This is a genomic window from Staphylococcus sp. HMSC34G04 (genome assembly GCF_001838765.1).
Lineage (GTDB): Bacteria > Bacillota > Bacilli > Staphylococcales > Staphylococcaceae > Staphylococcus > Staphylococcus epidermidis.
Genome location: NZ_KV838685.1, coordinates 45,454 through 70,872, shown reverse-complemented (window position 1 = coordinate 70,872; position 25,419 = coordinate 45,454). Strand labels below are relative to the sequence as shown.

Sequence of the window (25,419 nt, the reverse complement as noted above, 5' to 3'; positions counted from 1 at the left end):
CTTGAGGGAACAGGACAAGCTGAAGACTACAGACTGAAGCTGTCACCTAAGAAAGCGAGCCAACAATACGAAGTTTTTTAATTAAAGATGCCAGTAAATGAATTTATGAAAATTCATTTACTGGCTATTTTGCTAGGAATTATGTCCCAGCCTCTCTTCTCTTTCCTTTCAAACCGTAATAAACATTGTATACATATAAAGTCTTAGAAAGTAATCAGTTTATCGTCGTATGTAAATTTGATACTACAGACCCATGATTTCTTATGGTTTATCCTTTATTATTTAAAGTGTAGAGAGGCAAGGGAGGTATAAACAACATGATTATCTACAGAAGAAATATAGAAAATGGAACACCCGTTTATGAAATCATAACTAAAACTTTCAAGACAATTACTATAAAATGTGATGAAACTTTTAATAAGTATGAAATCTATCAATTGCTCTCTCTACTAGAGAATGACGTTGACAACATGCCGACAAGTTACTCATATCGTTAACGTTATTCTAGACATCTAGACATCTAGACATTGCATCAAACCTAATTGAGAATTAGCACTTTTGTCTTTCCAGACCCAAATAAAATGAGTTTTAAAGCATTTAGTCCCTTAATACGTTTAGCTTTAAAGACATTCTATCATCCCTAAATTAACACTCACCCTAACAAGTGAGAAACGCTAATGTTAGCCAAAACTTGTCCCCTTTTGTAGCTCGGAGAGAACCTTTGAGCATTGCTAACATTAGCGTTTTTAATTATTTAATTTTAAAAAAGATTATTATTTTTATCATTCTCAACTTCTAGTAATTGTTAGTTTGATATCATCATATGTTTTAAAAACTACAATTTCATCATTTTCTTTTATTAAAAATTGTACTTCCTCATCTATATTTATTGGTTTTAAGTACTTAATTTTGTAATTCATCCAATTCACATTAAGTTCAGAAAATACTTTTTCACATATGAGTTGTCCCGGTACAATGGAACGATGGATCGGATTCTCATCATTAACTATAGTTAAATATTCATTCACCATTTCTATTGTAAATTTCATAATTTATCTTACCTCGATAAATATTTGTTTTATATACATACAATGTTTTTTATCTTTATTTATTTCGAGTCCATATGTATATTTAATGATATTTTTAATTAATTTTTGTGAAACCTTATGCAATGTCGCTTCATAGGTACAATCGACCTGAAGTTGTTGTTGTGTCTTAATGTGTGTCTCTTTTAATATGATAGGCTTCTTTGAAAAAGATTGAAATAACTCAAATTGTGGCCATAACTTGGCACACATAAGAGTAGGAACATAATGGTCATACTTTATATTAAGCAATTCACAATAATTTTGAACTTCTTCATTTGTAAATTGAACTTCTCTAATTTCCATACCATCTTTCAAATAAAGCTGCATTTCCTATTCCTCCACCTATTCCCATAGTTGCTACAGTTCTAAATTGATGTTTCATATAAAATAAACGTGTGACTAACGCTGCTCCACTTGCACCATATGGATGCCCTGTAGCAATTGCTCCACCCCAACAATTCAACTTATTCAAAGGTATGTTAAGTTGTTGTTGGCTAGCAATAACTTGAGAGCTAAATGCTTCATTTAATTCTACTGCATTTATATCATTTATAGTTAATCGTTCCCGAGCTAATAATTGATTTACTGCTGGCACTGGACCCACTCCTAAATACTGAGGTTGAACACCTACAGTAGCACTATTTACAAACTTAATCCCTTCGGTGAATCCTAATTGACGTGCCCGATTTTCTTCCATAACAATCAGTAATACTGCACCATCATTTTTCATACAACTGTTTCCTACTGTGACTGTTCCTTCATTTAAAAGCGGTTTAAGTCTGCCAAGTGTTTTGAGAGTGAGTTGAGGTTTAATACTTTCATCTTGATTAAAACATTCACCTTTCACTTTGAACGGTAAAATTTCTTGGGAAATATTACCGTTATTCATGTTTTTTGATGCCAACTGATGACTGCGATAAGCAAAGTCATCTTGTTCATTTCTACTGATGTGATATTTTTTCGCTACATTTTCAGCGGCTTCAATCATTGAAGGGTCTTCTCCTTCTCTTGCAAAAGGCGCCCGTTCAAAAAATTGTGGAAACTCAGATTCATAAACTGACTGCGGGCGTTTGATTTTCCAAGGAGCTCTACTAGTACTCTCAACACCACCTGCAATATATATTGTTCCAGCACCACTTTGTACCATCCTACAAGCTTGTATAACAGCTTCAAGACCTGAACCACATTGACGATCAATTGTTATACCAGGTATTTTAAAATCTAATCCTGCTTCGAGTAATGATTTTCTAGCTAAATTACCACCATTACCTACCGTATTACCTAAAATGACGTCATCCAAAAGAGACATTACTTTTGGATACTGATCTGTAAAATGATTAAATAAAGGTTCTAGTAATGATTCAGGTTCTAAATGCTTCAATCGGCCACCATACTTACCGAAGGCTATACGTTTTGCTGCAATAATAACAGGTTGCTTCATTTTTATAACTCTCCATTAATAAATTTATTTTTCATCTCTTTTCTAGCAATCTTTCCCGATTCTGTGTATATCATATGGTCAATTTTCTTTAATTTTGATGGAACTTCTTGTCTTGAAAGCTGTTTCATTAAAAAAGATTTAATTTGTCGGTAATTCAATTGTACTTTACCTGAATAAAGTAATATCGCTATTTCTCCAAATTTAGCATGTGGTATACCGATGACAAGCGCCTCATCAATGCCTTCAATATCCATAATTAAGCTTTCAATAGCTGTTGGATATACATTGATTCCCCCAACTATAATACGGTCACTCTCTCTACCTACTAAAAACAAATGTTGATTTTTAATATAAGCGAAGTCACCTGTTTTAATCCATGACCCCTCTTGATTGCTCTGTCCCACATAACCACTAAACACCATTTCACTTCTAACGGCTAATAATCCTACTGCATCATCATCTTGATTTAATAATCGCGTTTCGACATGAGGGAAAAGTTTACCTACAGAATGAGCAGGAGATGATTGGTTAAAATTGTAGCTTATAAAACTTGCTTCAGATGTCCCAAAAAATTCTATTAAATTTGCTTGTGGATATAAAGTGCTGATTTGTTGAAACTGTTGCAATGTAAGTTTAGCACCACTACTCAAAATACTTTTAATCGATGAACAATGTCGTTGGGTTGAAATAAGTTGTTGTACCATCGTTGGCACTACAAATATTGCTGTCGCTTTGTTCAATTGATTAATAAGACGCATAAGAGATAGTGGATTAAAATTTTTTTGACCTATAAATGTTTTTCCAGTACTTAATGCATAAATACATGCGTACAATGAAAGTGAATGTGATAAAGGACCCGGTGCTACAATGGTTTCTTCACAATGCTGGAGTAATTTCTCATTTTCCTTAAAAGAAACTATCCAAGAATGTTCATTTCTATAAAACGCTTTGGGTAAACCTGTAGTTCCTGACGTGAAACCTATATGTATAACATTACGTGGGATCACCTCATCATTATAAATTGAGTCATCATGATTTAAGGTAAGATGATTATCTTTAATTAACCATTGTATGTCATAACTTTTTACAAGTTGATGTATCCTTTCATTACTCCATTGATGATTAAAAATGCAAGGAATTCCACCTCTTTGATGTACCGCAAAATAGTTAATAATATTATTTACAGGATGGTCATCCATTAGACCTACTTTTTCGTTTAATTTTACTTCTTTATAGCGCATACTAGCCTGATAAATTTCTTTACTTAATTCTCCATACGTTAGATGTCGATCTTCAAATACTAAAGCTAATCGATGCGGGTATTGATTAATATAATGCTGTAAATATTCCATTATTTTTTTCATCTTCATCACCATTTGTAAACACTCTATATAATTATGTTTACATTATACTTGCTTCATAGTTTTAAAAAAAGAGTAGGATAAAATTCCTCATGAATGATTATCCTACCATTGAGAATATTATAAAATTGTTAAAAATTCTTCTGGATTATTAACAACATAATGAGGATTTTCATACAACAATTCGTGTGCAGATTGCGCTCCCCATGTGACAGCACATGTTTGCACATGAGCTTGATTCGCACTCTTGATATCTTGTGCTGTGTCCCCTATATACACAGTTTTACCTATCATTAAATGATGTTTCTGTATCAAATTTTGAATCGTTTCACAAAGAAGTTTGTCTTCATTTTTAATACAGACACCTAATGAATCAGTTATAAAACGACTTAATCCAAGATAATCTAAATACCTTTGCGTTGTTAGTGTATCTTTATTAGATAGTACAAATATTTTTTTCTTTTGGTTATGTAAAAACTGTAATGCTTCACTTATTCCGGTATATTCTTTTGATTGATGTATTTCATCGTTGCTAAAACAACGATGGTATTCATCTATTAATTTTTCTATTTGATAAAAAGACAGTTCGTGTGAAGCTAACGCTTTAAAATTGTTATATAAATTTAAATGATATGTATGTAAAATAGCTTGTTCTGTAGGTTCATCTAAATTTAATCTTTTAAAAGCGCTTTGTATAGCTTTAACATGACACGTTGTTGTATCAATTAGCGTTCCATCAAAATCAAAAATATAACTATCAAAATTCATGATGTTCACCTCATAGTTTAAGTTATATTATAAATATACACTTAAAGGAGTAATGTTGCACCATATATTAAAAAGCACCTTTGTCTAATCATAGACAAAAGTGCTTATCTCTCATTTTAGTTATTCTAAATTAGCATGATTCTCTTGCATTGCTTTTTCACTAATGTGAAATGCATCCATTAAAGGTAATACAATACTATCTAAGAATATAAGTGAGGCCTGTTCAAATAAACTACCAAGTGGTTGCTTTGAACCTTCAACATCATGTTTAGTACCTGCAGGCAATTCAACAACTGTCTCTGCAAGATTACCGATTGGCGAATCCGCATTTGTAGTTAATAAGACAATTTTTGCACCGACAGATTGTGCTTTTTCAGCTAATAATCTTAGATGTTCTGTAGAACCTGAACCTGAAATAATAATAAACAAATCATGTTCTTTAATTGAAGGTGTTGTTGACTCACCTACAACGTAGGCATTTTTACCTAATTGATTTAAGCGCATTGCAAAACTATTTGAAACAAAACCTGAACGACCTTTACCAGCTGTAAATATGCGATCTGCACCTATAACATCATTAGCAAAACGTTCGTATTCTGTATTATCTACTTGGGATAAAGTAGCATCTAACTCTTCAAGAATAAGACGATAATTATTAAATTCACTCATCTTATTTACCTTCAATAGCTGCTCGACATTGTTTTGCTGCTTCTACAGGATCGTCAGCATTCGCAATACCGCCACCAACAATAACTAAATCTGGATCTTCTGCAACAATATCTTTGATAGTATCTGGTTTAATACCACCTGCTACTGCAACCTTAGAATTTTTGATAACAGATTTAACTGTACGCAAGCTATCTAATGGAGATTTTCCTTCTGCTTGTAAGTCGTAACCTGTATGAACTGCGATATAGTCTGCACCCATCTCATCTAGTTCTTTAGCACGTTGCTCTAAGTTTTGCACTGCTATCATATCAACAAGCAATGCTTTTCCATGTTTATGCGCTTCTTCAACTGCTGCTTTAATTGAAGCATCTTCAGCAACACCTAAAATTGTAACAATATCTGCACCATATTTTACTGCTTGGCTTACTTCGTAATCTGCTGCATCCATAATTTTCAAGTCAGCTAATACTTTAGCATTATTAATATTTTCATTTAAATGTTGAACTGCAGGTAAGCCTTCGTTAATTACAATTGGTGTACCGATTTCAACAATATCTACATATTCTTCAACTTTTTGAGCTAATTTTGCTGCTTCTTCTTTATTTAATAAATCAATGGCTAATTGTAGTTCCAATGAAATTCATCCTTTCATTTTGAGAAATTCTCTTTTGCTTATAGTTTTATACCCTTCACTAAACTTATTAAACACATAAAATATTTTGTATATAAAAACTACTATATAAACTACTAAATAATTATAAACAATCTGGTGCTGCATCATCATCTACATAAACTTCAACATTAGGATGTGTGTGTAAAATGGTCGCAGGTACATCTTCGGTAACCTGTTCATTTAACAGTTTACTTATGGCCTCTTTTTTCTTTGGACCAAATGCAAGTAGTATAATCCTTTTAGCTTTTAAAATACTTGCTAATCCCATTGAAACTGCTTGTCTAGGAACATCCGCTTCATTGTCAAAATATCGACTATTTGCTTTTATAGTGCTTTCTGTTAAGTTCACCACATGTGTTTCACTATTGAAGTCTGTTCCTGGTTCATTAAATCCAATGTGACCATTTTCTCCAATTCCTAAAATTTGAATATCAATCGGACCTCTTTCATCTAATAATTTGTTATATCGTTCCGCTTCTGCTTCTAGATTTTCTGAATAGCCATCAGGAATATGAATGTGATTTTTAGCAAAATGAGGATATTGCTCAAATAGCACTTTATTCATATAGGTATGGTAACTTTGCTGATGACTTGCTTTTAAACCTACATATTCATCTAAATTAAATGTTTCAACCTGCGACACATCAGCTTTATTTTTGGTTAATAAATTTACTAAGTAATGATATACGTCAGTCATAGTTCCACCAGTTGCTAAACCGAGTTTGGTATGAGGGTACTGCTGTATCTGTTTAAACAACTCGCATGCTACATAAAATGACGCAAGTTTTTTTGAATCTAAATTAATCATTTTCAATATCAAACACCTCTAATTTCAATATGGCAATGAGTGATGACTTACGCCTTACTCTTTTGTATCTCTTAATTTATAATGTAACAAATGCTTAAGATTTTAAACATATTAACGCTCTATACGTAGTATTCAAAGTTTTTTCTTGAATTTTTCCTAATTAAATCGAGCATTCGTGTACAAATATACATAGCTTTCTAGTAAAATAGATAGATAAACGAGTTTGCTGGTAAATAATATGTTTATCGGTAGTCCGTCAGTAACATATTATTTAGTTTAAGGGAGTGAACGTGTTGGAACCAATTAAAGAACAAGAAGTGCTAGATTTATTAACTTCTTACGCAAATCAGCCTGTTTACCTACACGTTGAAACAACAAATGGTGCTTATGCAAATCATTTCGATCAACGTGTATTTAACGCTGGAACATTTTTAAGAAATATTGTCGTGACTTTTGAACATGCACAACTTAAAGGCGGCGATAAAGATCCATATCGTGTAGGTCTTAAATTAAAAGATGGTGGCTGGGTTTACGTGCAAGGACTTACGCACTATGAAGTTAATAAGAACAACGAATTTTTAATTGTAGGTTTTAATTATGAAGGACAATTGGCTGCTACAATAGAAATAAGTAAACAGCCATTTACTATATAAAGGAGGTTGCTAATCATGACTGATGAAAGACACGTACTTGTGATTTTCCCTCATCCTGATGATGAAACCTTTTCGTCTGCTGGAACTATCGCAAGTTACATTGAAAAAGGTATTCCTGTCACATATGCATGTCTCACCCTAGGACAAATGGGACGTAATCTAGGTAACCCTCCTTTTGCAACAAGAGAATCTTTACCACTTATACGTGAACGTGAGTTAGAAGAAGCATGCAAAGCAATTGGGATTACAGATTTAAGGAAAATGGGGTTAAGAGATAAAACTGTTGAATTTGAACCTTACGATCAAATGGATCAAATGATTCAATCACTTATTGACGAAACAAATCCATCATTAATTATTTCGTTCTATCCTAAATTTGCAGTCCACCCTGATCACGAAGCAACTGCAGAAGCTGTAGTACGTACAGTTGGGCGCATGCATGTATCAGATCGCCCACGTCTTACACTTGTAGCGTTTAGCAATGATGCACCGGAAATTCTTGGAGAACCTGATATTCAAAATGACATATCGCAATATAGTGATATAAAACTCAAAGCTTTCGAAGCGCATGCTTCACAAACAGGACCATTTTTAAAACAACTTGCTAGTCCCGAAATAGATGGTCAAGCACAAAGTTTCTTAAAAATAGAGCCATTTTGGACATATCACTTTGAATCTTAAATGGAGGTAAAACATGACAGAATTTGACTTATCCACTAGAGAGGGTCGTTGGAAACATTTCGGTTCTGTTGACCCTGTCAAAGGTACGAAACCAACTACTAAAAATGAAATGACCGATTTACAAAGCACTCACAAAAATTTCTTATTTGAAATAGAGGAAGTAGGCATTAAAAATTTAACTTATCCAGTTTTAATTGATCAGTATCAAACAGCTGGTTTATTTAGTTTTTCAACGAGTTTAAATAAAAATGAAAAAGGCATTAATATGAGTCGCATATTAGAAAGCGTTGAAAAACATTATGATAATGGCATTGAACTTGAATTTAACACACTACATCAATTGTTGCGTACGCTACAAGATAAGATGAATCAAAATGCTGCAGGTGTTGATGTGTCAGGTAAATGGTTCTTTGATCGTTATAGTCCTGTTACACATATTAAAGCTGTAGGTCATGCAGATGTTACTTATGGTTTAGCTATTGAAAATCATACCGTTACACGTAAAGAATTAACTATTCAAGCCAAAGTAACAACACTATGTCCTTGCTCAAAAGAAATTAGTGAATATTCTGCACATAATCAACGTGGTATCGTTACAGTTAAAGCATATTTAGATAAAAATAATGACGTCATCGATGATTATAAAAATAAAATTTTAGACGCTATGGAAGCCAACGCTAGTTCTATCTTATATCCAATCTTAAAACGTCCTGATGAAAAACGAGTAACAGAACGTGCTTATGAAAACCCACGATTTGTTGAAGATTTAATTCGACTAATTGCAGCAGACTTAGTTGAATTTGATTGGATTGAAGGGTTCGATATTGAATGTCGTAATGAAGAGTCTATCCACCAGCATGATGCTTTCGCACGTCTGAAATATCGCAAATAAAATATCGATTTTCAATTACAATGCCAGTTGTATTTTTATTTTATAAGATACAACTGGCATGTTTTTTTAACTAAAATGCCAATATAGCATAGACGTTTATCTATATAGATGATAATCTATGTTATGTTATAGGAGGCCATGTTATGTCATATATTCAATTATCTAACATATTAAAAGTCATTGCGAATCCTAGCAGATTAGAAATTTTAGATTTATTATCTTGTGGTGAATTGTGTGCGTGTGATTTACTTATACATTTTAACTTTTCACAACCAACACTAAGCCACCATATGAAGTTACTTGTTGATTGCAAATTAGTGTTTGCAAACAAAGTTGGCAATAAACAAATATACGAACTTAATCACCGCTTATTTGAACAAGTGACAAATCAATTAAATTTACTTCATTCAACTCATAACCAATGTATTTGTCATACTATAAAGAAAGGTGAAATTTCATGACTACTGTATTAGCAATTGTAATATTTTTCATCACTTTAACCTTAATCATTTGGCAACCTAAAGGGTTAGACATAGGTATTTCAGCAATCATTGGGGCGCTTTTAGTTATTATTACGGGTGTAGTAAATTTTACAGATATATTAGAAGTAATCGGAATTGTTTGGAATGCTACACTAACTTTTGTCTCAGTCATTCTTATATCATTGATTCTTGATGAGATAGGATTCTTTGAATGGTCAGCTATTCATATGGTTAAGGCATCTAATGGACATGGATTAAAGATGTTTATATATATCATGATATTAGGGGCGCTTATTGCAGCATTCTTTGCTAATGATGGTGCAGCCTTAATTTTGACGCCTATTGTTTTAGCAATGATAAGAAATTTAGGTTTCAATAATAAGTTAGTATTTCCTTTTATTATAGCTTGTGGGTTTATCGCAGATTCCACCTCATTGCCACTTGTTGTAAGTAATTTAGTTAACATTGTATCAGCAGATTACTTTGGTATTAAATTTGTTGAATATTTAATGCGTATGTTTATACCTAATTTATTTTCTCTATTAGCTAGTATCTTAGTTTTATGGTTTTACTTTAGAAAATCCATCCCTAAAACTTTTGATATATCAAGTATTTCTGAACCTAAAGATGCTATACGAGACACACGATTATTTAAAATTTCATGGATTATTTTAGCTTTATTACTTATAGGTTACTTAGTGAGTGAGTTCATACATATACCTGTATCATTTATCACTGGAGCTATAGCTGTGATTTTTATATTATTAGCGCGTCAGTCTAATGTAGTGCATACGAAACAAGTTATCAAAGGGGCTCCGTGGAATATCGTAATATTTTCTATCGGTATGTATCTTGTTATTTTTGGCTTAAAGAATGTAGGGATGACATTGATTTTAGCAGATATTTTATCATCAATAGCTCAGCACGGACTTTTTAGCAGTATTATGGGCATGGGATTTGTATCCGCATTTCTTTCAGCAATTATGAATAATATGCCTACCGTACTTATTGATGCGATAGCCATCGATCAATCGCATGCTATAAGTTCTATAAAAGAAGGAATGATTTATGCCAATGTGATTGGAGCAGATTTAGGACCAAAAATCACACCCATTGGATCTCTTGCTACATTATTATGGTTACATGTTTTAGTTCAAAAAGGAGTTAAAATTTCTTGGGGTACTTACTTTAAAACGGGTATTGTAATTACTATACCTGTATTATTCTTTACTTTGTTAGGTCTTTACCTAACACTTATTATCTTTTAAATTAGGAGATTTTTTTATGCAAAAGAAAACTATTTATTTTATTTGTACTGGTAATTCTTGTCGCAGTCAAATGGCTGAAGGTTTTGGAAAATTAATATTAGGTGATAAATGGAATGTATATTCTGCTGGCATTGAAACACATGGTGTTAATCCGCATGCTATAAAAGCTATGAAAGAAGTCGGTATTGATATTTCACATCACACTTCTGACCTGATAAACAATGACATTTTAATAGCGTCTGATATAGTTGTCACATTGTGTAGTGATGCAGATGCAAACTGTCCAGTTTTACCTAAAAACGTCACTAAAGAACATTGGGGATTTGATGATCCTGCTGGTAAAGATTGGTCAGAATTTCAACGTGTAAGAGATGAGATTAAAGCAGCGATCGAAACATTTGCTCATAGAGTGTAACTTAACTCAAAACTTAAAACTCACTATTATTTATACTTTTCAACAAATTTAACAACATACTTCGCTATCATACTGATGAGTGAAACTACAATAACAGAAATATACTAAGTGGAGTAATCATGATAAACAACTAAAATCGTTTATTGTGGGTGCTATCACAATAGTTGTATTCACACACAATAAATTTTATTATAAGCTCGTTTGTAAGTGACTCGTTATTTTAAATTTTTTGATTATAAAGAGGTAAATATAGTTAGTAGTATGTATTTTCGTATAAATTATTTTTAAATGTTTATTAGTTTTATTAATATTATAAGTTTTTATTATGTTACAATGTTTGTAAAATAAACTTAACTATATGAGGTAAATTATGTACTATTTTGTAGGTAATAACATCGGTCATAAAACTGCTGGTATAGAAAAAGCAATGATTAATCGATTAAACCTATTTAAAGCATATCATTATCAAGCTAAAATCTTATTACTAGCATGGAATCGCTATTTAACTCAAACAGCATCGCAATATATTAATAGCGAAGATTATATAAACATGTATGATTATTTTCAAGAAGCAAGTAACGTAACATCAGTGTTCAGTAAAAATTGGATTCATTACTGGAGAAATGAATGTGGCTATACTATAAAACCTGTTTCTGAGACAAATGACGTTCGGATTTATGATCAACAACAATTTATAATGTATGCGCATTTTGCTGATGAAGCTTATCAAAAAATTGATTATATTAATTACTTTGATACATCTAGAAGAAAAATAAAAAGAGAGTTATACGATACACGTGGATTTTTAAGTTGCGTTAGAGTTTTATCAACGGACCAAAAAATACAAGCAGAGTACTATCTTTCTCCTCAAGGAAACGTGAAAATTGAAAAGTATTATGATATTAATTCAAATCATCCCTATGTGGCAAAAAAGATTATATTAAATCATTTAGGTAAAACGCACTTTTTAAACAATGAAACTGAGCTAGGTGCTTTTTTTATTGAAACAATATATCAAAGTAGTGACTTATTCTTTAGCGATCGTAACCTCGTTACATCACATATATTTAACATAGTTGCATCTTACATCCCTGTTATTGCAGTGTTACATAGCACTCATGTTAAAGATGTTACTGATTTAACGCATTCACCAATCAAAAATGTTTATAAAGGGATTTTTGAACATTTACAAAGGTATAAAGCCATCATTGTTTCAACACAACAACAAAAAGCTGACGTAATTGAGAGAATCAGAGGAGTCATTCCAGTATATGCTATTCCAGTTGGTTATTCATCTTTTGAAATGAACGATGACTCTAATAAAAATAACTATGTTTCACCTAAAAAAATTATTTCTGTCGCAAGATACTCACCTGAAAAGCAATTGATACAACAAATTGAACTTATTAATAGGCTTAAAGATACGTTTCCAAATATCGAACTACATATGTATGGTTTTGGTAAAGAAGAACAACATTTAAAAGAACGCATTCAAGAATTAGGACTAGAAAAACACGTAATATTAAGAGGTTTTTTAAAAGATTTAACTGATGAATATCAAGATGCATATCTAAATTTAATAACAAGTAATATGGAAGGCTTTTCCTTAGCATTATTAGAATGTGAATCACATGGTGTGCCTTCTATCAGTTATGATATTCAATATGGTCCAGGTGAATTGATACAGGACGGTAAGAATGGATATTTAATAGAAAAGAATAATCAACACATGCTATTTGAAAAAGTAAAATTATTGCTCAACAACCCCCAACTTCAACAATCTTTTTCTCACCATTGTATTGAAACTGCACAAAAGTATTCTCAAACACAAATCATGTTACTGTGGAAAAATTTACTTCAACATTTTAACTAAAGCATAAAAACAAAAATCAAATTTTGCTATGAAGTCATTTATCATTAAATGGTTTCATAGTATTTTTTTGTATTACATAAAAAAATTTTTATTCATTCGATAAAAAGGAACCATGAATTCATTTAAAATTCACGGTTCCTCTATTAAATCACTGTCAGATTGTGAGTTACATCTGTTGCTCTAAAAATTATACATTTCAGTCATTTTTAATAAAAATGACCTTGTTTGCATCGTCTTTTTCACAAGATATGATAAACGTGAAAGTTATATTATAGTTTTAATCAACACCTTATATTTGTTGGACTAAATATACTTTCTATTCAAATGTCGTATCTGCTTCTTTCACTAATTTCATTTGAATAATTTAATTTTTATTTTTTCTATTTTTGCGACGCTTCCCTAATAATAACGCTCCTAAACCTGCAAATAAAGCTCCAAGTAATGTGCCTTTAGAATCATGATCTTCATTAGCTCCTGTATCCGGTAATTTATCTTTTGTATTCTTATCTGAGCTATTGTCTAATCCTGAGTCACTGTCTGAGTCGGAATCGCTGTCTGAATCTGAATCACTATCTGAGTCTGAGTCACTGTCTGAATCTGAATCACTATCGGAATCTGAGTCGCTGTCTGAGTCGGAATCGCTATCGGAGTCTGAGTCGTCATCATAGTATCCGTTATCTATACTAAAGTCATCATGATCAGTAATTGTTACATGGACTTCTTCCCCATCAGCATCCTGTTCGTCATCATCACCAGAATCTGTTGTTGTTTGAGTCATACCTGAAGGTTTATCAAAATGAACAATATAATTACCACTATTTAAATTATCAAATTGATACTTTCCATTTTCATCAGTTGTTGTTGTACTAATGATATTTCCGTTTTCATCTTTTAACGTCACTTTTACTCCAGAGATTCCTTTTTCATCATCACCTTGAATACCATCTTTATTAGTGTCATACCATACATAGTTCCCTAAGCTATATTTAGGTGTTTGATAAAATCCGCTATCAATAGTCATATCGTCTTGTCCGTTAATAGTTACCCATACAGAATTGCCTTCTGAGTCTAGTGCAGGATTTGTTCCTGAATGTTTAAGCGTCGGCGTATATCCTTCCGGTGTTTCGAATGTAATTTTATAAGTCAATCCGTTTTTTAACCCATCAAATTGATATTTCCCCTCTTCATCTGTTCTGACTGATTTTGAAGTTCCATCAGGATACGTCAAAGTTACCAATACATTACTAAGCGGTTTTTCATTATCATTTGTATTTTGAATACCATCTTTATCTACATCTTCCCATACGTAATCTCCGATTTTATAAGTTTTTTCAGGAGGCAAGTCACCTTGTCCTTGACCTGAACTTGTAGAGAAAGCAATTGTATTATCATAGGATGCTGTTCTAAACTCACCAGTATACTCATTTATAGTCGTTTGCATTGTCACAGTTTGCTGTATCGTCGTGTAATCGTCCTTATTAGGGTCATATTTACTAATAACTTTAATAATATATGGTGAATCTATATTACCAAAATTAATATTCACGTCATTATTATTTCCTAATTGGGCATAATCATCATTTGTGACATCTTCATATTCACTGTAATCATAAATTCTGTTACTATCTGGTAAATTTTGATTATCTCCAACCTTATAAACTTTAATGATTGTACTATCGTCGATAATTGTTGAACCTTCATCGCCATTCCCTGAAATATTTACATTTGTTTCTTTGGCTGAATAACGAAGAGGGTTAATATAAATCGTTTGCTCAACTGTATGGTTTTTCGTATCTATGTTTGTGAACATACTTTGAAGGTTAGCAGTCCGATTTTCGTTAGGTTTTTGATATTCAACCGTAATTGTTTTATTTACTGATGAAAGGGCCGTCTTATATTCTACATCTAACTTAGTGTTATTATTTGGAACCTTTGATTTATCAATGTATGATGTTAATTTAAGGTGCGCTTTAATATTTTCATATTTATCTACATAATCTGTAAAAGTGTAGGTAATTTGTTTATTTGTGTTGTCATAAGTACCTGTAGCGATGATTTCTCCAGAATTATCTTTTATTTTTGGTATTGCAAAACTATCGGTTAAATCTGATGGAACTGTATTCTTATCTATATTCACTGTCATCGTATCACCAGATTTCACCTTATCATCTACTTCAAAAGTTACATCATAGATTAAGTTTTCAGCATCATGTGCTTTAATAATACCATCACTATCATCATATCCTTCAGTAATACTTTGATCAGTAACTTTAATTAAATGATTAACATTCGAACCTTGTTCTGCCGCTAATTGATTTACGGTTACACGCTTACTCGATGGTTGGGCAGATGTTGTAGATAACGGTCTAACCTTATTTTCATATTCATTTATTGGTAAATTTAATAACTCATCTTGATTTGAAATTTTTTCATCTATATTTTTATAGCTAGACGGTTGACTTGTTATTGAATCTTCTCTTACTTTGTTAGGTTGCTCTATAGTATTCTCTTCTTTATTGGATTCAGTGTTACTCTCTATTATTTTAGAGTTAGCAAAATCTGATACGCGGGAATTTTCTTCATTATCACTTGTTTGAATAGATGCTTCACTATTTATTGTTGTATGAGATGGTTGTTGGGCAGTATCCATTGATGAATTTGAGGATTCGACTGATGAGGGTTCTTTTACCACTTCTTCTTTAAGCTGAGTATTATCTTGAGGGGTCTTTTGTAAAAATGTTGCTTCGTTTTCATCTACATTTGTTGTTGACTGTGTTATATCTTTAGAGCGATTTTCTATGGCATCGTTGCTATTCGTTTCTTCTTTTTTTATTTGGTTATCATCATCGGTGTTTATTGACTGACTATTATTGATTACATCATTCTTTTCTTCATTACTGGACTGATCATTGCTATCTGATAATTCATCATCCATATTCGAATCTTTAACGTCTTGTACTGTATTCTCCTCAGCTTTGGCCTCATTATGACCTAAACCAAACAATAATGTTGCACCTATTACAATAGACGCTGTACCTACTGTGAATTTTCTAATTGCATATTTATTGGATTTATTTGCTATAGGTTTCTTTTTAGTTAGTAAATTATTTTTTTTTAATCATAAAAACTCCTTATCTTTGACTATTTCAATGTAATTTTCAAGTAAAAATCGTTTCTAGAGTAAAATACAATATAGTATATAAGTCTTTTTTGCAATATTTTTTAAATATGTTAACAAACATTTAATAAACAGTTAATTAATTCGCTCTACATTTCTTAAAATTCTAATAACATAAATAGTTGAAATTATTACTATATTCATCAAAAAAATTGTCACCAAACTATTTCGAATGATAAAAATATAAATAACCGCGGTGTTTCATATTAGTATTATGCACATCTCTGTCACAGTGTTTTATGGAATATTTTAAAGTTAAATCTCAAAAATCATGTATATGTTTTATTAAGGCAATAAATATAAAGACTCCCTTTAATGTTTACTAAAAACATCAAAGGGAGCTAATTTAATGATATTGCTTGATAAAAACAAATCATAAAATATGATTATTTTAAGTGTTCATATGGACTATTTGTTACGAAGGATACAATTTGATCAACAAACAATTTTGCACGTAGTTGAAATTCATTATCTTCTAAGTATAAGGTACCATCTTCTAATTTAGCATAATCAGAGTCATGTGTAGCAATTTGCGTTGGTACAGCAATACCAAGTAAACTACGTACGATGACTCTTAAGTGTGATAATGGCTCAGAACTTACTATTCCTCCACTATTGCAAATGAGTCCCACGGGTTTCATTTTGAAATGGTCCATATTAAGGTGGTCAAGTGCATTTTTAAGAATACCTGAAAACGATCCATGATAATTTGGCGTTCCTAAAATTAAGAAATCTGCTTCCATTGCTTTACTCTGTAAAGATTTGACATTGTTTTTAATTTCATCAACTGCTTGTGTTGTACCAGCAAAATCCAATTGATGAATGGGTTTCTCAGCTAGGTCAAAGATTTCCACCTCAACATCATGTTCGCCGAGTTGACCTTTTAAATATTTTGATAAAGTGTTCGTATGAGACCCTACTTGAGCACTCCCTATAATAATTAAACCTTTCATTATTTTACACCTCTAAATTATTTTCTTCTTTTAATATTTTCATGATTGCTTTTCCAACTCCACTATTTTCATTGGTGTCTGTGACATATTTAGCAATATGTTTAACTTCGTCTGTAGCATTATTCATTGCTACTGGATAACCTACACGTTCTAGCATTGAAATATCATTTAAATTATCTCCTATTGCTATCACATCTGTTAAATCTATACCCAATTGATAAGCAATAGCTGATAAGGCAATGCCTTTTTGAGCGTTTGAATGAGTGATTTCTAGATTACCTCTTGATGATGAAGATACTGCTAAATTTGGTGATGATGCTAACGCTTGACCTACTTGGTCGATTTTACTTAAATCTGCATCAAAAGCTAACACCTTCATAATAAGTTCTCCAGGAATATCTTCAATTGAATCATAATTATCTACAACTTTTAAAGTACCGTTATCTATGCGTTTTTGTATATTATTTCGTATCTTGTCTACATCTGCTTTTTGACCCGCACGTTCTGCAATATCTATATAGATTGCTAAATCACGTTTAGGATCTTCTGTATATATGCCACGGTTTGTGTAAATTTGATAATAAATATGATTATTTTTAAGTGCTGTAGTAATTTTGTGTACTAAATCATGATTAAGATGCGATGTACTCATTATATTAAATGATTCATCACGAACTTCTGCACCATTCAAACATATGTAAGGTACTTTTAAGTCTGTTTCAGCAACAGGTGTTTGTGCCTCATAAAATGCTCTACCAGTTGCAATAACTACTGTAATGCCGTTCGCTTGCGCAAATTTTATCGCTTCTTGATTCATAGTGGTGATTTCATGACCAGCGTTAAGTAATGTTCCATCCATATCAGTTGCTATTAGCTTTATCATTAGTTGACCTCGTTTCCACTTATTTTAAAGTGATGCTATATGAATTTTTTTAATTGATTTAAAATTAATGTGTGTAGCATGTGTCTTAACTTCATCATTGTTATATGTTATCACACAATCTTTAACGATTTACTGGACTTCAAAAATACGTTTATTTATGTACGACATCATTTTAACAAATTTATATCCTTTTGTATCTTCCCCTGTTTTTCTGCTTTTTTCTTTTCACGTATTTCCTTAAAAAAACTTCTCAATAGTTCTGCACACTCTTCTTCTAAAATTCCTTTTTCTACGATTGCCCTATGATTAAACTGCGGTTGTTCTAATAAATTCATAAGACTTCCTGAACATCCTCCTTTGGGATCAGTAGCACCATACACAACCTTTGGAATACGGCTCATAATAATAGTGCCCGCACACATGACACAGGGCTCTAATGTAACATACAACGTACATTCTTCTAATCTCCAACTGCCGACAACTTCTGACGCCCGTTCTATCGCTATGTGCTCTGCATGGGCAGTAGGTTGCTGCAATGTTTCCCTTAAATTATGTGCACGTGCAATGACTTGATCCTCTTTAACAATAACTGCTCCGATTGGAACTTCTCCTAATGCTTTGGCTTTGTGTGCTTCATTAATTGCTAAGCGCATGTAATCATGATTTTTTTTCATATGTGTTGGAATACCTCACTTATGGTACAATACTCATTGTCTATCTTAACATTTGGAGAAGTGATTATGAATAAACCATTTATTGCAATCGAAGGACCTATAGGTGTTGGTAAATCCTCTCTTGCTCACCGATTAAGCAAGACGTTTGGTTTTTATGAAGAGAAAGAAATTGTTGATGAAAATCCATTTCTATCTGATTTTTATGATGATATAGAAAAGTGGAGTTTTCAAACTGAAATGTTCTTTTTATGTAACAGATATAAACAGATTAGAGATATTGAGTCGCTAAATCAAGGTATAGTTAGCGATTATCATATTCATAAAAATAAAATTTTTGCTAAAAATACTTTAGATGCTAAAGAATTTGATAAATTCAGTCGTATTTTTGATATTTTAACTGAAGATATCGAAATGCCAAATACAATTATCTTTTTAGATGCTGATTTAGATGTATTAAAATCTAGAATTGCACAACGTAATCGTAGCTTTGAATCTCAAATAGAAGATGACTATTTACTTACTTTAAAAAAAGATTATCTTGCTTATTATGAATCATTAAAGAATGACGGTGCAAATGTCATTCGAATTGATACATCTCAACAAGATTTCGTTAAAAATGATTACGATTACCAAAATATTTTAAATTTAGTAAAACCTATGATTGGAGAAAATAAAGATGAATAATTATGGTATTCCTCAAAATGCAGTAATAACCATTGCTGGCACTGTAGGGGTTGGTAAATCTACGTTAACACAAGCACTTGCTGACAAGTTAAATTTTAAAACTTCCTTTGAGAATGTAGACCATAATCCTTATTTAGATAAATTTTATCATAATTTTGAACGTTGGAGCTTTCATCTTCAAATTTACTTTCTTGCTGAACGTTTTAAGGAACAAAAACGCATGTTTGAGTATGGTGGCGGATTCGTTCAAGATCGTTCAATTTATGAAGATGTGGATATTTTTGCAAAAATGCACGAAGAACAAGGAACAATGAGTGCTGACGACTACCACACGTATTACGAATTATTTAATGCAATGGTTATGACACCTTATTTTCCAAAGCCTGATGTTCTGATTTATCTAGAATGTGATTATGATGAAGTAATTGATCGTATTCAACAGCGGGGACGTGACATGGAAATCAATACAGATCCAGAATATTGGAAAAAACTATTTAAACGGTATGAAAATTGGATTAACAATTTTAATGCATGTCCTGTTGTTCGACTTAATATTAATGAATATGACATACACGAAGACGTAGACTCCCTTGATTCAGTCATTGATAAAATTGCTCAAGTTATTAAAGCATACCGACAAGTGGATACAAGATAATATATCTAATTGTAGAAAATTAGAGCTTATATTTATATACTTTCACAAGTTATTTCATATACCTTTTACTCAAATATTAAAATAACAGATATAGCTATTATTAAGAATGTTGACAATATTTTATAAAAATTCTATGTTTATACTATAACTGAATTATATGCACTAGGGGTGTTTTTTAACTGAGATGGATATCATCCAAACCCTTTGAACCTGAACTAGCTTATACTAGCGGAGGAAAGTGTTGAATCTCATCTAATTATCATTCTGTCTTTATATATTGATTTGGATGCACAACTTTTCTCATGAAGGTTGTGCATTTTTTCTTATACAAATAAAAATTATTGGGGGCATAAAGATGAAAAAAACTGCAATTATCACGGGAAGTAGTCGTGGATTAGGCGCTAAAATTGCAATAACTTTACTAGAAAAAGGCTACAATGTTGTTGTTAATTACAAACAAAATAAGGATAAAGCTGAAAAATTAATTAGAAATTATAATCAAAGTAGGGCTATAGCTATTCAAGCTGATGTGACAGACAGAAACGATGTGAATCGAATGATTCAAACTGCCACACAACATTTTGGAAAAATAGATATAGTCATTAATAATGCACTTGTTGGTTTTAAATTTGATCCAAATCAGCAAAAATCGTTTAAAGATTTAACTTGGGAAGATTATCAACAACAACTTAATGGTACTTTAAAAGGAGCATTTAATGTGACTCAAAGCGTCATACCACAATTTATAGAACAACAAAGTGGATGCATTGTTAGTATTGGAACCAATTTGTATCAAAATCCAGTCGTACCTTATCATGAGTATACAACAGCAAAGGCAGGTCTCATTGGCTTTACTCGTAATATTGCTGCAGAACTTGGACAATATGGTATTACAGCAAATGTTGTTTCTGGAGGATTACTCAAAACGACTGATGCAAGTGCAGTCACTACACCTGAAGTATTTGATTTAATTGCTCAAACTACACCTCTTAGAAAAGTAACATCACCTCAAGATGTAGCCAATATGGTCGTATATCTCGCTTCAGATGAAGCACGTGGCGTAACAGGTCAAAATATTACCGTTGACGGTGGTTTAACAATGAACTAATTGTTTGTGTATTTTTTACAAAAAGATAATAATTAATGAGGTGTTCATATGACAAATAATCACTTTCTTAACATAGGTGTGTTACTGTATGGATGTGGTCATCATCAAGCGGCATGGCGTATGAAAGATTCTAATATTGAGGATATCGGCAACATATCTTATTATCAGCATTTAGCTCAAATAGCTGAAAAAGGTCTTTTGGATATCGTCTTTTTTGCAGATAATCAAGCCTTTAATGCAAGTGATAATACTACTATGCCCGCTTTTTGGTTTGATCCTATAATTAACTTATCAGCTATTGCACAAGTTACATCACATATAGGATTAGTGCCAACAATATCGAGTACATTTTCAAATCCATTCACCGCTTCTCGTCAATTATTAAGTCTAGACTACTTATCTCATGGCCGTGTGGGTTGGAATTTAGTCACATCCATGACAGATATTGAAGCCCAAAATCACAGTCTTCAATACTTACCAGAAAGACATGAGCGCTACAAAAAAGCAGATGAATTTGCATCGGTAATGAATCAGCTATTCACTTCTTGGTCAACTGCATCTTATGTACCAGATAAAAACAACAACAAAATTATTGAGTCTAAAGATATTAAACCTTTTTATCATGAGGGAGACTATTTTCAAGTACGAGGACCACATACAACACCACAAAGTCCTCAAGGTAAACCAGTATCTATGCAAGCCGGTGCGTCAAAAGAAGGTATTGCATTAGCAGCAAAATATGCTGATGCTGTTTACTCTGTTTCATGGGATATCAAGCAAGCACGTAGTTATAAAAAGAAATTGTCTGATGCTATTTCTAAAACTCAACATCCAGATAGAAAAATTAAAATTTTCCCTGGTTTAGTAACTTATGTAGGTGAAACCCATGAAAAAGCATTATCAAAAAAAGCAGAACTTGATCAAAAATTACCCATTGAAGATGCTTTAAAGCAACTCAGTTTTTTTGTTCAACAAGATTGTTCAGATTGGGAATTAGATGAACCAGTTCCTCCCTTACCTCCTGCTAAAAATTTCAAAGGTCCGATTGGTCGATATGAAACAGTTTTAGCCATTATAAAAGATAAACAACCGACTGTAAGAGAATTATTAGGTTACTTAAGTGCCGGTGGTGGTCATCTTACTCTTATAGGTACACCTGAGGAGATAGTGGATGAGATGGAGCAGTGGTTTAATGAAGGCGTTGCAGACGGCTTTAATCTGATGCCACCTTCATTACCCCATAGCCTTGAAGATTTTTTAAAATACATTATACCAGAACTACAACGTCGTGCTTTATTTAAAAATTCTTATAATCAATCTACACTACGTACATTATTAAATCTCGACTCATAAAACCGATGTTTTTTATGTATTATTAAAAGAAAAAGGACGTAGACGTGCGAATCGACTCACACATCTACGTCTTACTCAATTTAAAAACTTTATTTTCCGTATTGCTCTATAACTTGTTTAACATCTTTTGCACTATTAATGATGACATCTGCGTCGTAGAGTTCCTCTTTTTTAGCCACGCCTGTTAGCACACCGATAGCTAATCCTAAATGAGCATTAATCGCGGTTTTCATATCGTTGGCCGTATCTCCTACTATTGCTACCTTTTCTGGTTTAACATCAAAAGCATTAAATAGTGGATCTAAAACTTTAGGATGTGGCTTTTCTTCTGCGTGTGTTTCTGTAGAAATTACTAAATCAAAGAGATTTCTAGTTTGCGTTTCCTCCAGAAATTGATCGACTCCTTTTTTAGTATCACTTGTTACTATACCTATGTGATATCCTTCATTTCTAAGAGCTTGAATAGTTTCTTGTACACCATCAATCCAATTGTTTTCAGGCACTCTTGAATCAATGAGTTCCTGACTCGTATCCTTTGTCCAATCTGATGTTTCTTTACCTGTTACACCATTAAAAGACTCTATAATTTCACCTAATGAACCCGATCCCATAACAGAATCTGGCTTAATTTTTTTATCGATAATGCCTAATTGGCGATGTGCCGCTTCCTTATCATGTACTGGAAAGGTTTCTAAAAGTTGATCAACGAGACGTACGCCAATTTTTTCCCAACTACTGTCAAACTCAATCAATGTACCATCTTTATCAAATAATATCCATTCCAATTTTAATTCTCTCCTGAAAATGATTTTTATATTAATTATAGTTACATAAACTATTGTATTATAGATTACATGACAATTATAGGAAACTGAACTTTATTTAAGTATAAAAACTAAAATTGGGTTCAAAATTAAAAATGGCTATTTTCTTTAGGTACTTTTATTAATTAATACATACTTTAAAAGACTCTATTCATAATACGTTTTGTACATCACTAATCTAGAACTTGCTAAAAACAAAATGACTTAACTATACTTTGAAAATTTACTAGACATGACTAGATTTAGAGTTGTTTCACTATGATATAAATTTTCTAACTTGTTATTTATCTATTGTTACAATTAGCATAAATTAGAACCTTTAAATTCTTTTACTGAAAAAATTTGTTAAATAAATCTTTAACTAATCGTTCACTCGATTTACCATCTTTATATTTAAAATTCTTATTTAAAAACGGCTTTACCTTTTCAAATTCAAAATCATTATTTTCTAACGCTAAAATAAGTTCATCAAAAGTTTTCACTATTTTACCAGGAACAAAGGTTTCATAAGGTTCATAAAAATCTCTCGTGTAAATATAATCTTCCAAATCAAAAGCATAAAAAAGCATTGGTTTTTTAAAAACTGAAAATTCATAGATTAAAGAAGAATAATCAGAGATTAAAATATCCGTAATGAACAATACATCATTTACTTCGCGGTAATTTGAAATATCTAAAAAATATTTATTATAAATTGCTGGGATATTTAATTTATTTCTAACAAAAGGATGCATTTTAAACAAAACAGTAGCTTGGTGTTCTTCACAATAACTAGCTAATCTTGCAAAATTAATTTTAAAGAAAGGATAGTGTGCTGTGCGATGCCCACTTCCTCTAAATGTAGGTGCAAAAAGAATGACTTTTTTATTTTTTATAATTGGTAATTTTGTTTCTAAACTTTGTTTAATGCGTGTTTTATAAGATTCATCGAACAAAACATCCGTACGTGGAACACCTGTTGGAATAACCTTATGTTCTTCAATTCCAAAAGCTTCAGCATAGTAAAGAATATCATTATTTGACGAAACATAAGCTTTACTATAATTCCTATGGCCAATAGAATCTATGAAAGGTCCTCCCTTTTTCCCAGTTCTACTAAATCCTACAGTCTTGAAAGCACCCACGGCATGCCATACTTGAACTATTTCTTGGTTTTCTCTAAATTGAAGTTTATATATCATCGGATGATAATCATCAACCAAAATATATTTAGATTTTCCTAAAAAATATGGGAATTTTAATTTATCAATAAACGATCTCCTATTTGCTATATTAGGTTTAAAAATGGAATGAATGACAAGTTTTTTGTCCAATTGTTGTTTAAGCATTTCTTCGTATATAAATTTAAAATTTCCTGACATATTTGCTCTAGAATCTGATGTAAACAAAACATGATTTTTATTATTCTTATATACTGTTTTGGAAATGTTAAATATCGACAAATAGATTTTATCTCTTACATTGAAACTAATTTTCCTCAAAGCTTTATGTAATATGAATGATAAATGCTTAAGTTTACTTATTTTATTTATTTCAGATTTATATTGAACTTTAAAAATAAACTCATTAATTTCTTGGGAAATTGCTGGAACAATGACGTAAGATTTAATCTCTTTGTTATTATACCTTTGAAAACTCTTACCATAATTTTTTAATAAATAACTTTTTTGTAACGATTGGGTCTCAAGTGAGTTGTAATCTCTTAACTCCTCTAAAGTCATTTGCTTTTTTTATCATTCAAAAATTTTGGATTAATTTGGCAGACGTATTCATCTTCTTGTCGGTTGATTAATATATAATTACCTGTACTTAAAAAATTGCCTTTTTCTAAAATAGCAATATTAAATCTTGCCTCAAAAGTTGATCCTTGAATATTAACACGATTAGCATTTAACAGCTTTGTTTCTGTTAGGTTTCTGAGAAGGAAATTTCTTGTAGGTTTTACTCCTTCAAAATGTCCTTTGACGTAGAGTTGGACACGTTCCCAATAAATGTCATCTATAAATATATTTTGCTTTGTCATAGTTGTTTCCTT

General features: G+C 31.7%; 25 protein-coding genes, 1 pseudogene and 1 riboswitch. Of the genes and pseudogenes, 12 read left to right on the top strand and 14 right to left on the bottom strand.

Annotated elements, in window-relative coordinates:
* Positions 1–317 precede the first annotated feature (317 nt).
* Complete coding sequence (vraX, locus tag HMPREF3241_RS00335; protein WP_002445763.1) at positions 318–497, top strand: C1q-binding complement inhibitor VraX; 180 nt, start codon at positions 318–320, stop codon at positions 495–497.
* Positions 498–788: 291 nt separating this feature from the next.
* On the opposite strand, the gene HMPREF3241_RS00330 is transcribed toward vraX, so the two are convergent.
* The 8 genes from HMPREF3241_RS00330 to nagB all read right to left on the bottom strand — a co-directional run bounded on the left by HMPREF3241_RS00330 (position 789) and on the right by nagB (position 6,814).
* Positions 789–1,049, bottom strand: coding sequence for a hypothetical protein (locus HMPREF3241_RS00330; protein WP_002477531.1), 261 nt, complete (start codon positions 1,047–1,049; stop codon positions 789–791).
* A 3-nt stretch (positions 1,050–1,052) separates the two neighbouring features.
* Positions 1,053–1,415 carry a protein VraC gene (locus tag HMPREF3241_RS00325; RefSeq protein WP_002475544.1) on the bottom strand — a complete coding sequence of 121 codons (363 nt, stop codon included), beginning with the start codon at positions 1,413–1,415 and terminating at the stop codon, positions 1,053–1,055.
* Positions 1,381–2,529 (bottom strand): acetyl-CoA C-acyltransferase, encoded by a 1,149-nt coding sequence (locus tag HMPREF3241_RS00320; RefSeq protein WP_002445760.1) that lies wholly within the window; start codon positions 2,527–2,529, stop codon positions 1,381–1,383. The genes HMPREF3241_RS00325 and HMPREF3241_RS00320 overlap by 35 nt, the downstream gene beginning before the upstream one ends.
* A 2-nt stretch (positions 2,530–2,531) precedes the next feature.
* The gene (locus HMPREF3241_RS00315) at positions 2,532–3,905 is read right to left on the bottom strand and encodes a long-chain fatty acid--CoA ligase (RefSeq protein WP_002475604.1); all 1,374 of its coding nucleotides are present in this window, start codon (positions 3,903–3,905) and stop codon (positions 2,532–2,534) included.
* 105 nt (positions 3,906–4,010) lie between these two features.
* Positions 4,011–4,658 carry an HAD family hydrolase gene (locus HMPREF3241_RS00310; protein WP_002475566.1) on the bottom strand — a complete coding sequence of 216 codons (648 nt, stop codon included), beginning with the start codon at positions 4,656–4,658 and terminating at the stop codon, positions 4,011–4,013.
* Between the two features lie 120 nt (positions 4,659–4,778).
* Entirely contained in the window at positions 4,779–5,327 is a 549-nt protein-coding gene (gene hxlB / locus HMPREF3241_RS00305) for a 6-phospho-3-hexuloisomerase (RefSeq protein WP_002475501.1), read from the bottom strand.
* Between the two features lies 1 nt (position 5,328).
* Positions 5,329–5,961 (bottom strand): 3-hexulose-6-phosphate synthase, encoded by a 633-nt coding sequence (hxlA, locus tag HMPREF3241_RS00300; protein ID WP_001832167.1) that lies wholly within the window; start codon positions 5,959–5,961, stop codon positions 5,329–5,331.
* Positions 5,962–6,082: 121 nt separating this feature from the next.
* The gene (gene nagB / locus HMPREF3241_RS00295; RefSeq protein ID WP_002475564.1) at positions 6,083–6,814 is read right to left on the bottom strand and encodes a glucosamine-6-phosphate deaminase; all 732 of its coding nucleotides are present in this window, start codon (positions 6,812–6,814) and stop codon (positions 6,083–6,085) included.
* A 284-nt stretch (positions 6,815–7,098) separates the two neighbouring features.
* On the opposite strand from nagB, the gene HMPREF3241_RS00290 reads away from it, so the two are divergent.
* The 7 genes from HMPREF3241_RS00290 to HMPREF3241_RS00260 all read left to right on the top strand — a co-directional run bounded on the left by HMPREF3241_RS00290 (position 7,099) and on the right by HMPREF3241_RS00260 (position 13,072).
* Positions 7,099–7,461, top strand: coding sequence for a YojF family protein (locus HMPREF3241_RS00290; RefSeq protein WP_010959127.1), 363 nt, complete (start codon positions 7,099–7,101; stop codon positions 7,459–7,461).
* Between the two features lie 15 nt (positions 7,462–7,476).
* Positions 7,477–8,142: a bacillithiol biosynthesis deacetylase BshB2 gene (gene bshB2, locus HMPREF3241_RS00285; protein WP_002445754.1), complete on the top strand. Its 666-nt coding sequence runs from the start codon at positions 7,477–7,479 to the stop codon at positions 8,140–8,142.
* A gap of 13 nt (positions 8,143–8,155) precedes the next feature.
* Positions 8,156–9,034, top strand: coding sequence for a GTP cyclohydrolase FolE2 (gene folE2, locus HMPREF3241_RS00280; protein ID WP_002445753.1), 879 nt, complete (start codon positions 8,156–8,158; stop codon positions 9,032–9,034).
* 143 nt (positions 9,035–9,177) lie between these two features.
* Entirely contained in the window at positions 9,178–9,495 is a 318-nt protein-coding gene (locus tag HMPREF3241_RS00275) for an ArsR/SmtB family transcription factor (protein ID WP_002445752.1), read from the top strand.
* On the top strand, positions 9,492–10,784 hold the full coding sequence (gene arsB / locus HMPREF3241_RS00270; RefSeq protein ID WP_002445751.1) for an arsenite efflux transporter membrane subunit ArsB: 1,293 nt from the start codon (positions 9,492–9,494) through the stop codon (positions 10,782–10,784). The genes HMPREF3241_RS00275 and arsB overlap by 4 nt, the downstream gene beginning before the upstream one ends.
* A 16-nt stretch (positions 10,785–10,800) precedes the next feature.
* A complete protein-coding gene (gene arsC, locus HMPREF3241_RS00265; RefSeq protein ID WP_002445750.1) occupies positions 10,801–11,199 on the top strand; it encodes an arsenate reductase (thioredoxin) in 399 nt (132 codons plus the stop codon).
* 370 nt (positions 11,200–11,569) lie between these two features.
* Positions 11,570–13,072 carry a glycosyltransferase gene (locus tag HMPREF3241_RS00260; protein WP_070853371.1) on the top strand — a complete coding sequence of 501 codons (1,503 nt, stop codon included), beginning with the start codon at positions 11,570–11,572 and terminating at the stop codon, positions 13,070–13,072.
* 364 nt (positions 13,073–13,436) lie between these two features.
* On the opposite strand, the gene sdrG is transcribed toward HMPREF3241_RS00260, so the two are convergent.
* The 4 genes from sdrG to tadA all read right to left on the bottom strand — a co-directional run bounded on the left by sdrG (position 13,437) and on the right by tadA (position 18,760).
* On the bottom strand, positions 13,437–16,154 hold the full coding sequence (sdrG, locus tag HMPREF3241_RS00255; RefSeq protein ID WP_083324145.1) for an MSCRAMM family adhesin SdrG: 2,718 nt from the start codon (positions 16,152–16,154) through the stop codon (positions 13,437–13,439).
* Positions 16,155–16,636: 482 nt separating this feature from the next.
* On the bottom strand, positions 16,637–17,203 hold the full coding sequence (locus tag HMPREF3241_RS00250; RefSeq protein WP_070853369.1) for an NADPH-dependent FMN reductase: 567 nt from the start codon (positions 17,201–17,203) through the stop codon (positions 16,637–16,639).
* A gap of 4 nt (positions 17,204–17,207) precedes the next feature.
* Positions 17,208–18,086 carry a Cof-type HAD-IIB family hydrolase gene (locus HMPREF3241_RS00245; RefSeq protein ID WP_070853368.1) on the bottom strand — a complete coding sequence of 293 codons (879 nt, stop codon included), beginning with the start codon at positions 18,084–18,086 and terminating at the stop codon, positions 17,208–17,210.
* Between the two features lie 167 nt (positions 18,087–18,253).
* Entirely contained in the window at positions 18,254–18,760 is a 507-nt protein-coding gene (gene tadA, locus HMPREF3241_RS00240; RefSeq protein WP_002438711.1) for a tRNA adenosine(34) deaminase TadA, read from the bottom strand.
* Positions 18,761–18,826: 66 nt separating this feature from the next.
* Here tadA and HMPREF3241_RS00235 point away from each other — a divergent pair, with 66 nt between their 5' ends.
* From HMPREF3241_RS00235 to HMPREF3241_RS00220, 4 genes are all read left to right on the top strand, one after another.
* The gene (locus HMPREF3241_RS00235) at positions 18,827–19,444 is read left to right on the top strand and encodes a deoxynucleoside kinase (protein WP_002456016.1); all 618 of its coding nucleotides are present in this window, start codon (positions 18,827–18,829) and stop codon (positions 19,442–19,444) included.
* Positions 19,437–20,099: a deoxynucleoside kinase gene (locus tag HMPREF3241_RS00230; protein WP_002438709.1), complete on the top strand. Its 663-nt coding sequence runs from the start codon at positions 19,437–19,439 to the stop codon at positions 20,097–20,099. The genes HMPREF3241_RS00235 and HMPREF3241_RS00230 overlap by 8 nt, the downstream gene beginning before the upstream one ends.
* A 154-nt stretch (positions 20,100–20,253) precedes the next feature.
* A riboswitch (TPP riboswitch) is annotated at positions 20,254–20,353 on the top strand.
* 101 nt (positions 20,354–20,454) lie between these two features.
* The gene (locus tag HMPREF3241_RS00225) at positions 20,455–21,207 is read left to right on the top strand and encodes a 3-oxoacyl-ACP reductase (protein ID WP_002456017.1); all 753 of its coding nucleotides are present in this window, start codon (positions 20,455–20,457) and stop codon (positions 21,205–21,207) included.
* A gap of 48 nt (positions 21,208–21,255) precedes the next feature.
* Positions 21,256–22,560, top strand: a complete 1,305-nt coding sequence (locus tag HMPREF3241_RS00220) for an NtaA/DmoA family FMN-dependent monooxygenase (protein ID WP_002438706.1) — start codon at positions 21,256–21,258, stop codon at positions 22,558–22,560.
* Positions 22,561–22,649: 89 nt separating this feature from the next.
* Here HMPREF3241_RS00220 and HMPREF3241_RS00215 read toward each other — a convergent pair whose 3' ends face one another.
* Both HMPREF3241_RS00215 and HMPREF3241_RS00210 read right to left on the bottom strand, forming a co-directional pair.
* Positions 22,650–23,345, bottom strand: a complete 696-nt coding sequence (locus HMPREF3241_RS00215; RefSeq protein WP_002438704.1) for an HAD family hydrolase — start codon at positions 23,343–23,345, stop codon at positions 22,650–22,652.
* 368 nt (positions 23,346–23,713) lie between these two features.
* Positions 23,714–25,407 (bottom strand): annotated as a pseudogene (locus HMPREF3241_RS00210) (CDP-glycerol glycerophosphotransferase family protein).
* Positions 25,408–25,419: the final 12 nt, after the last annotated feature.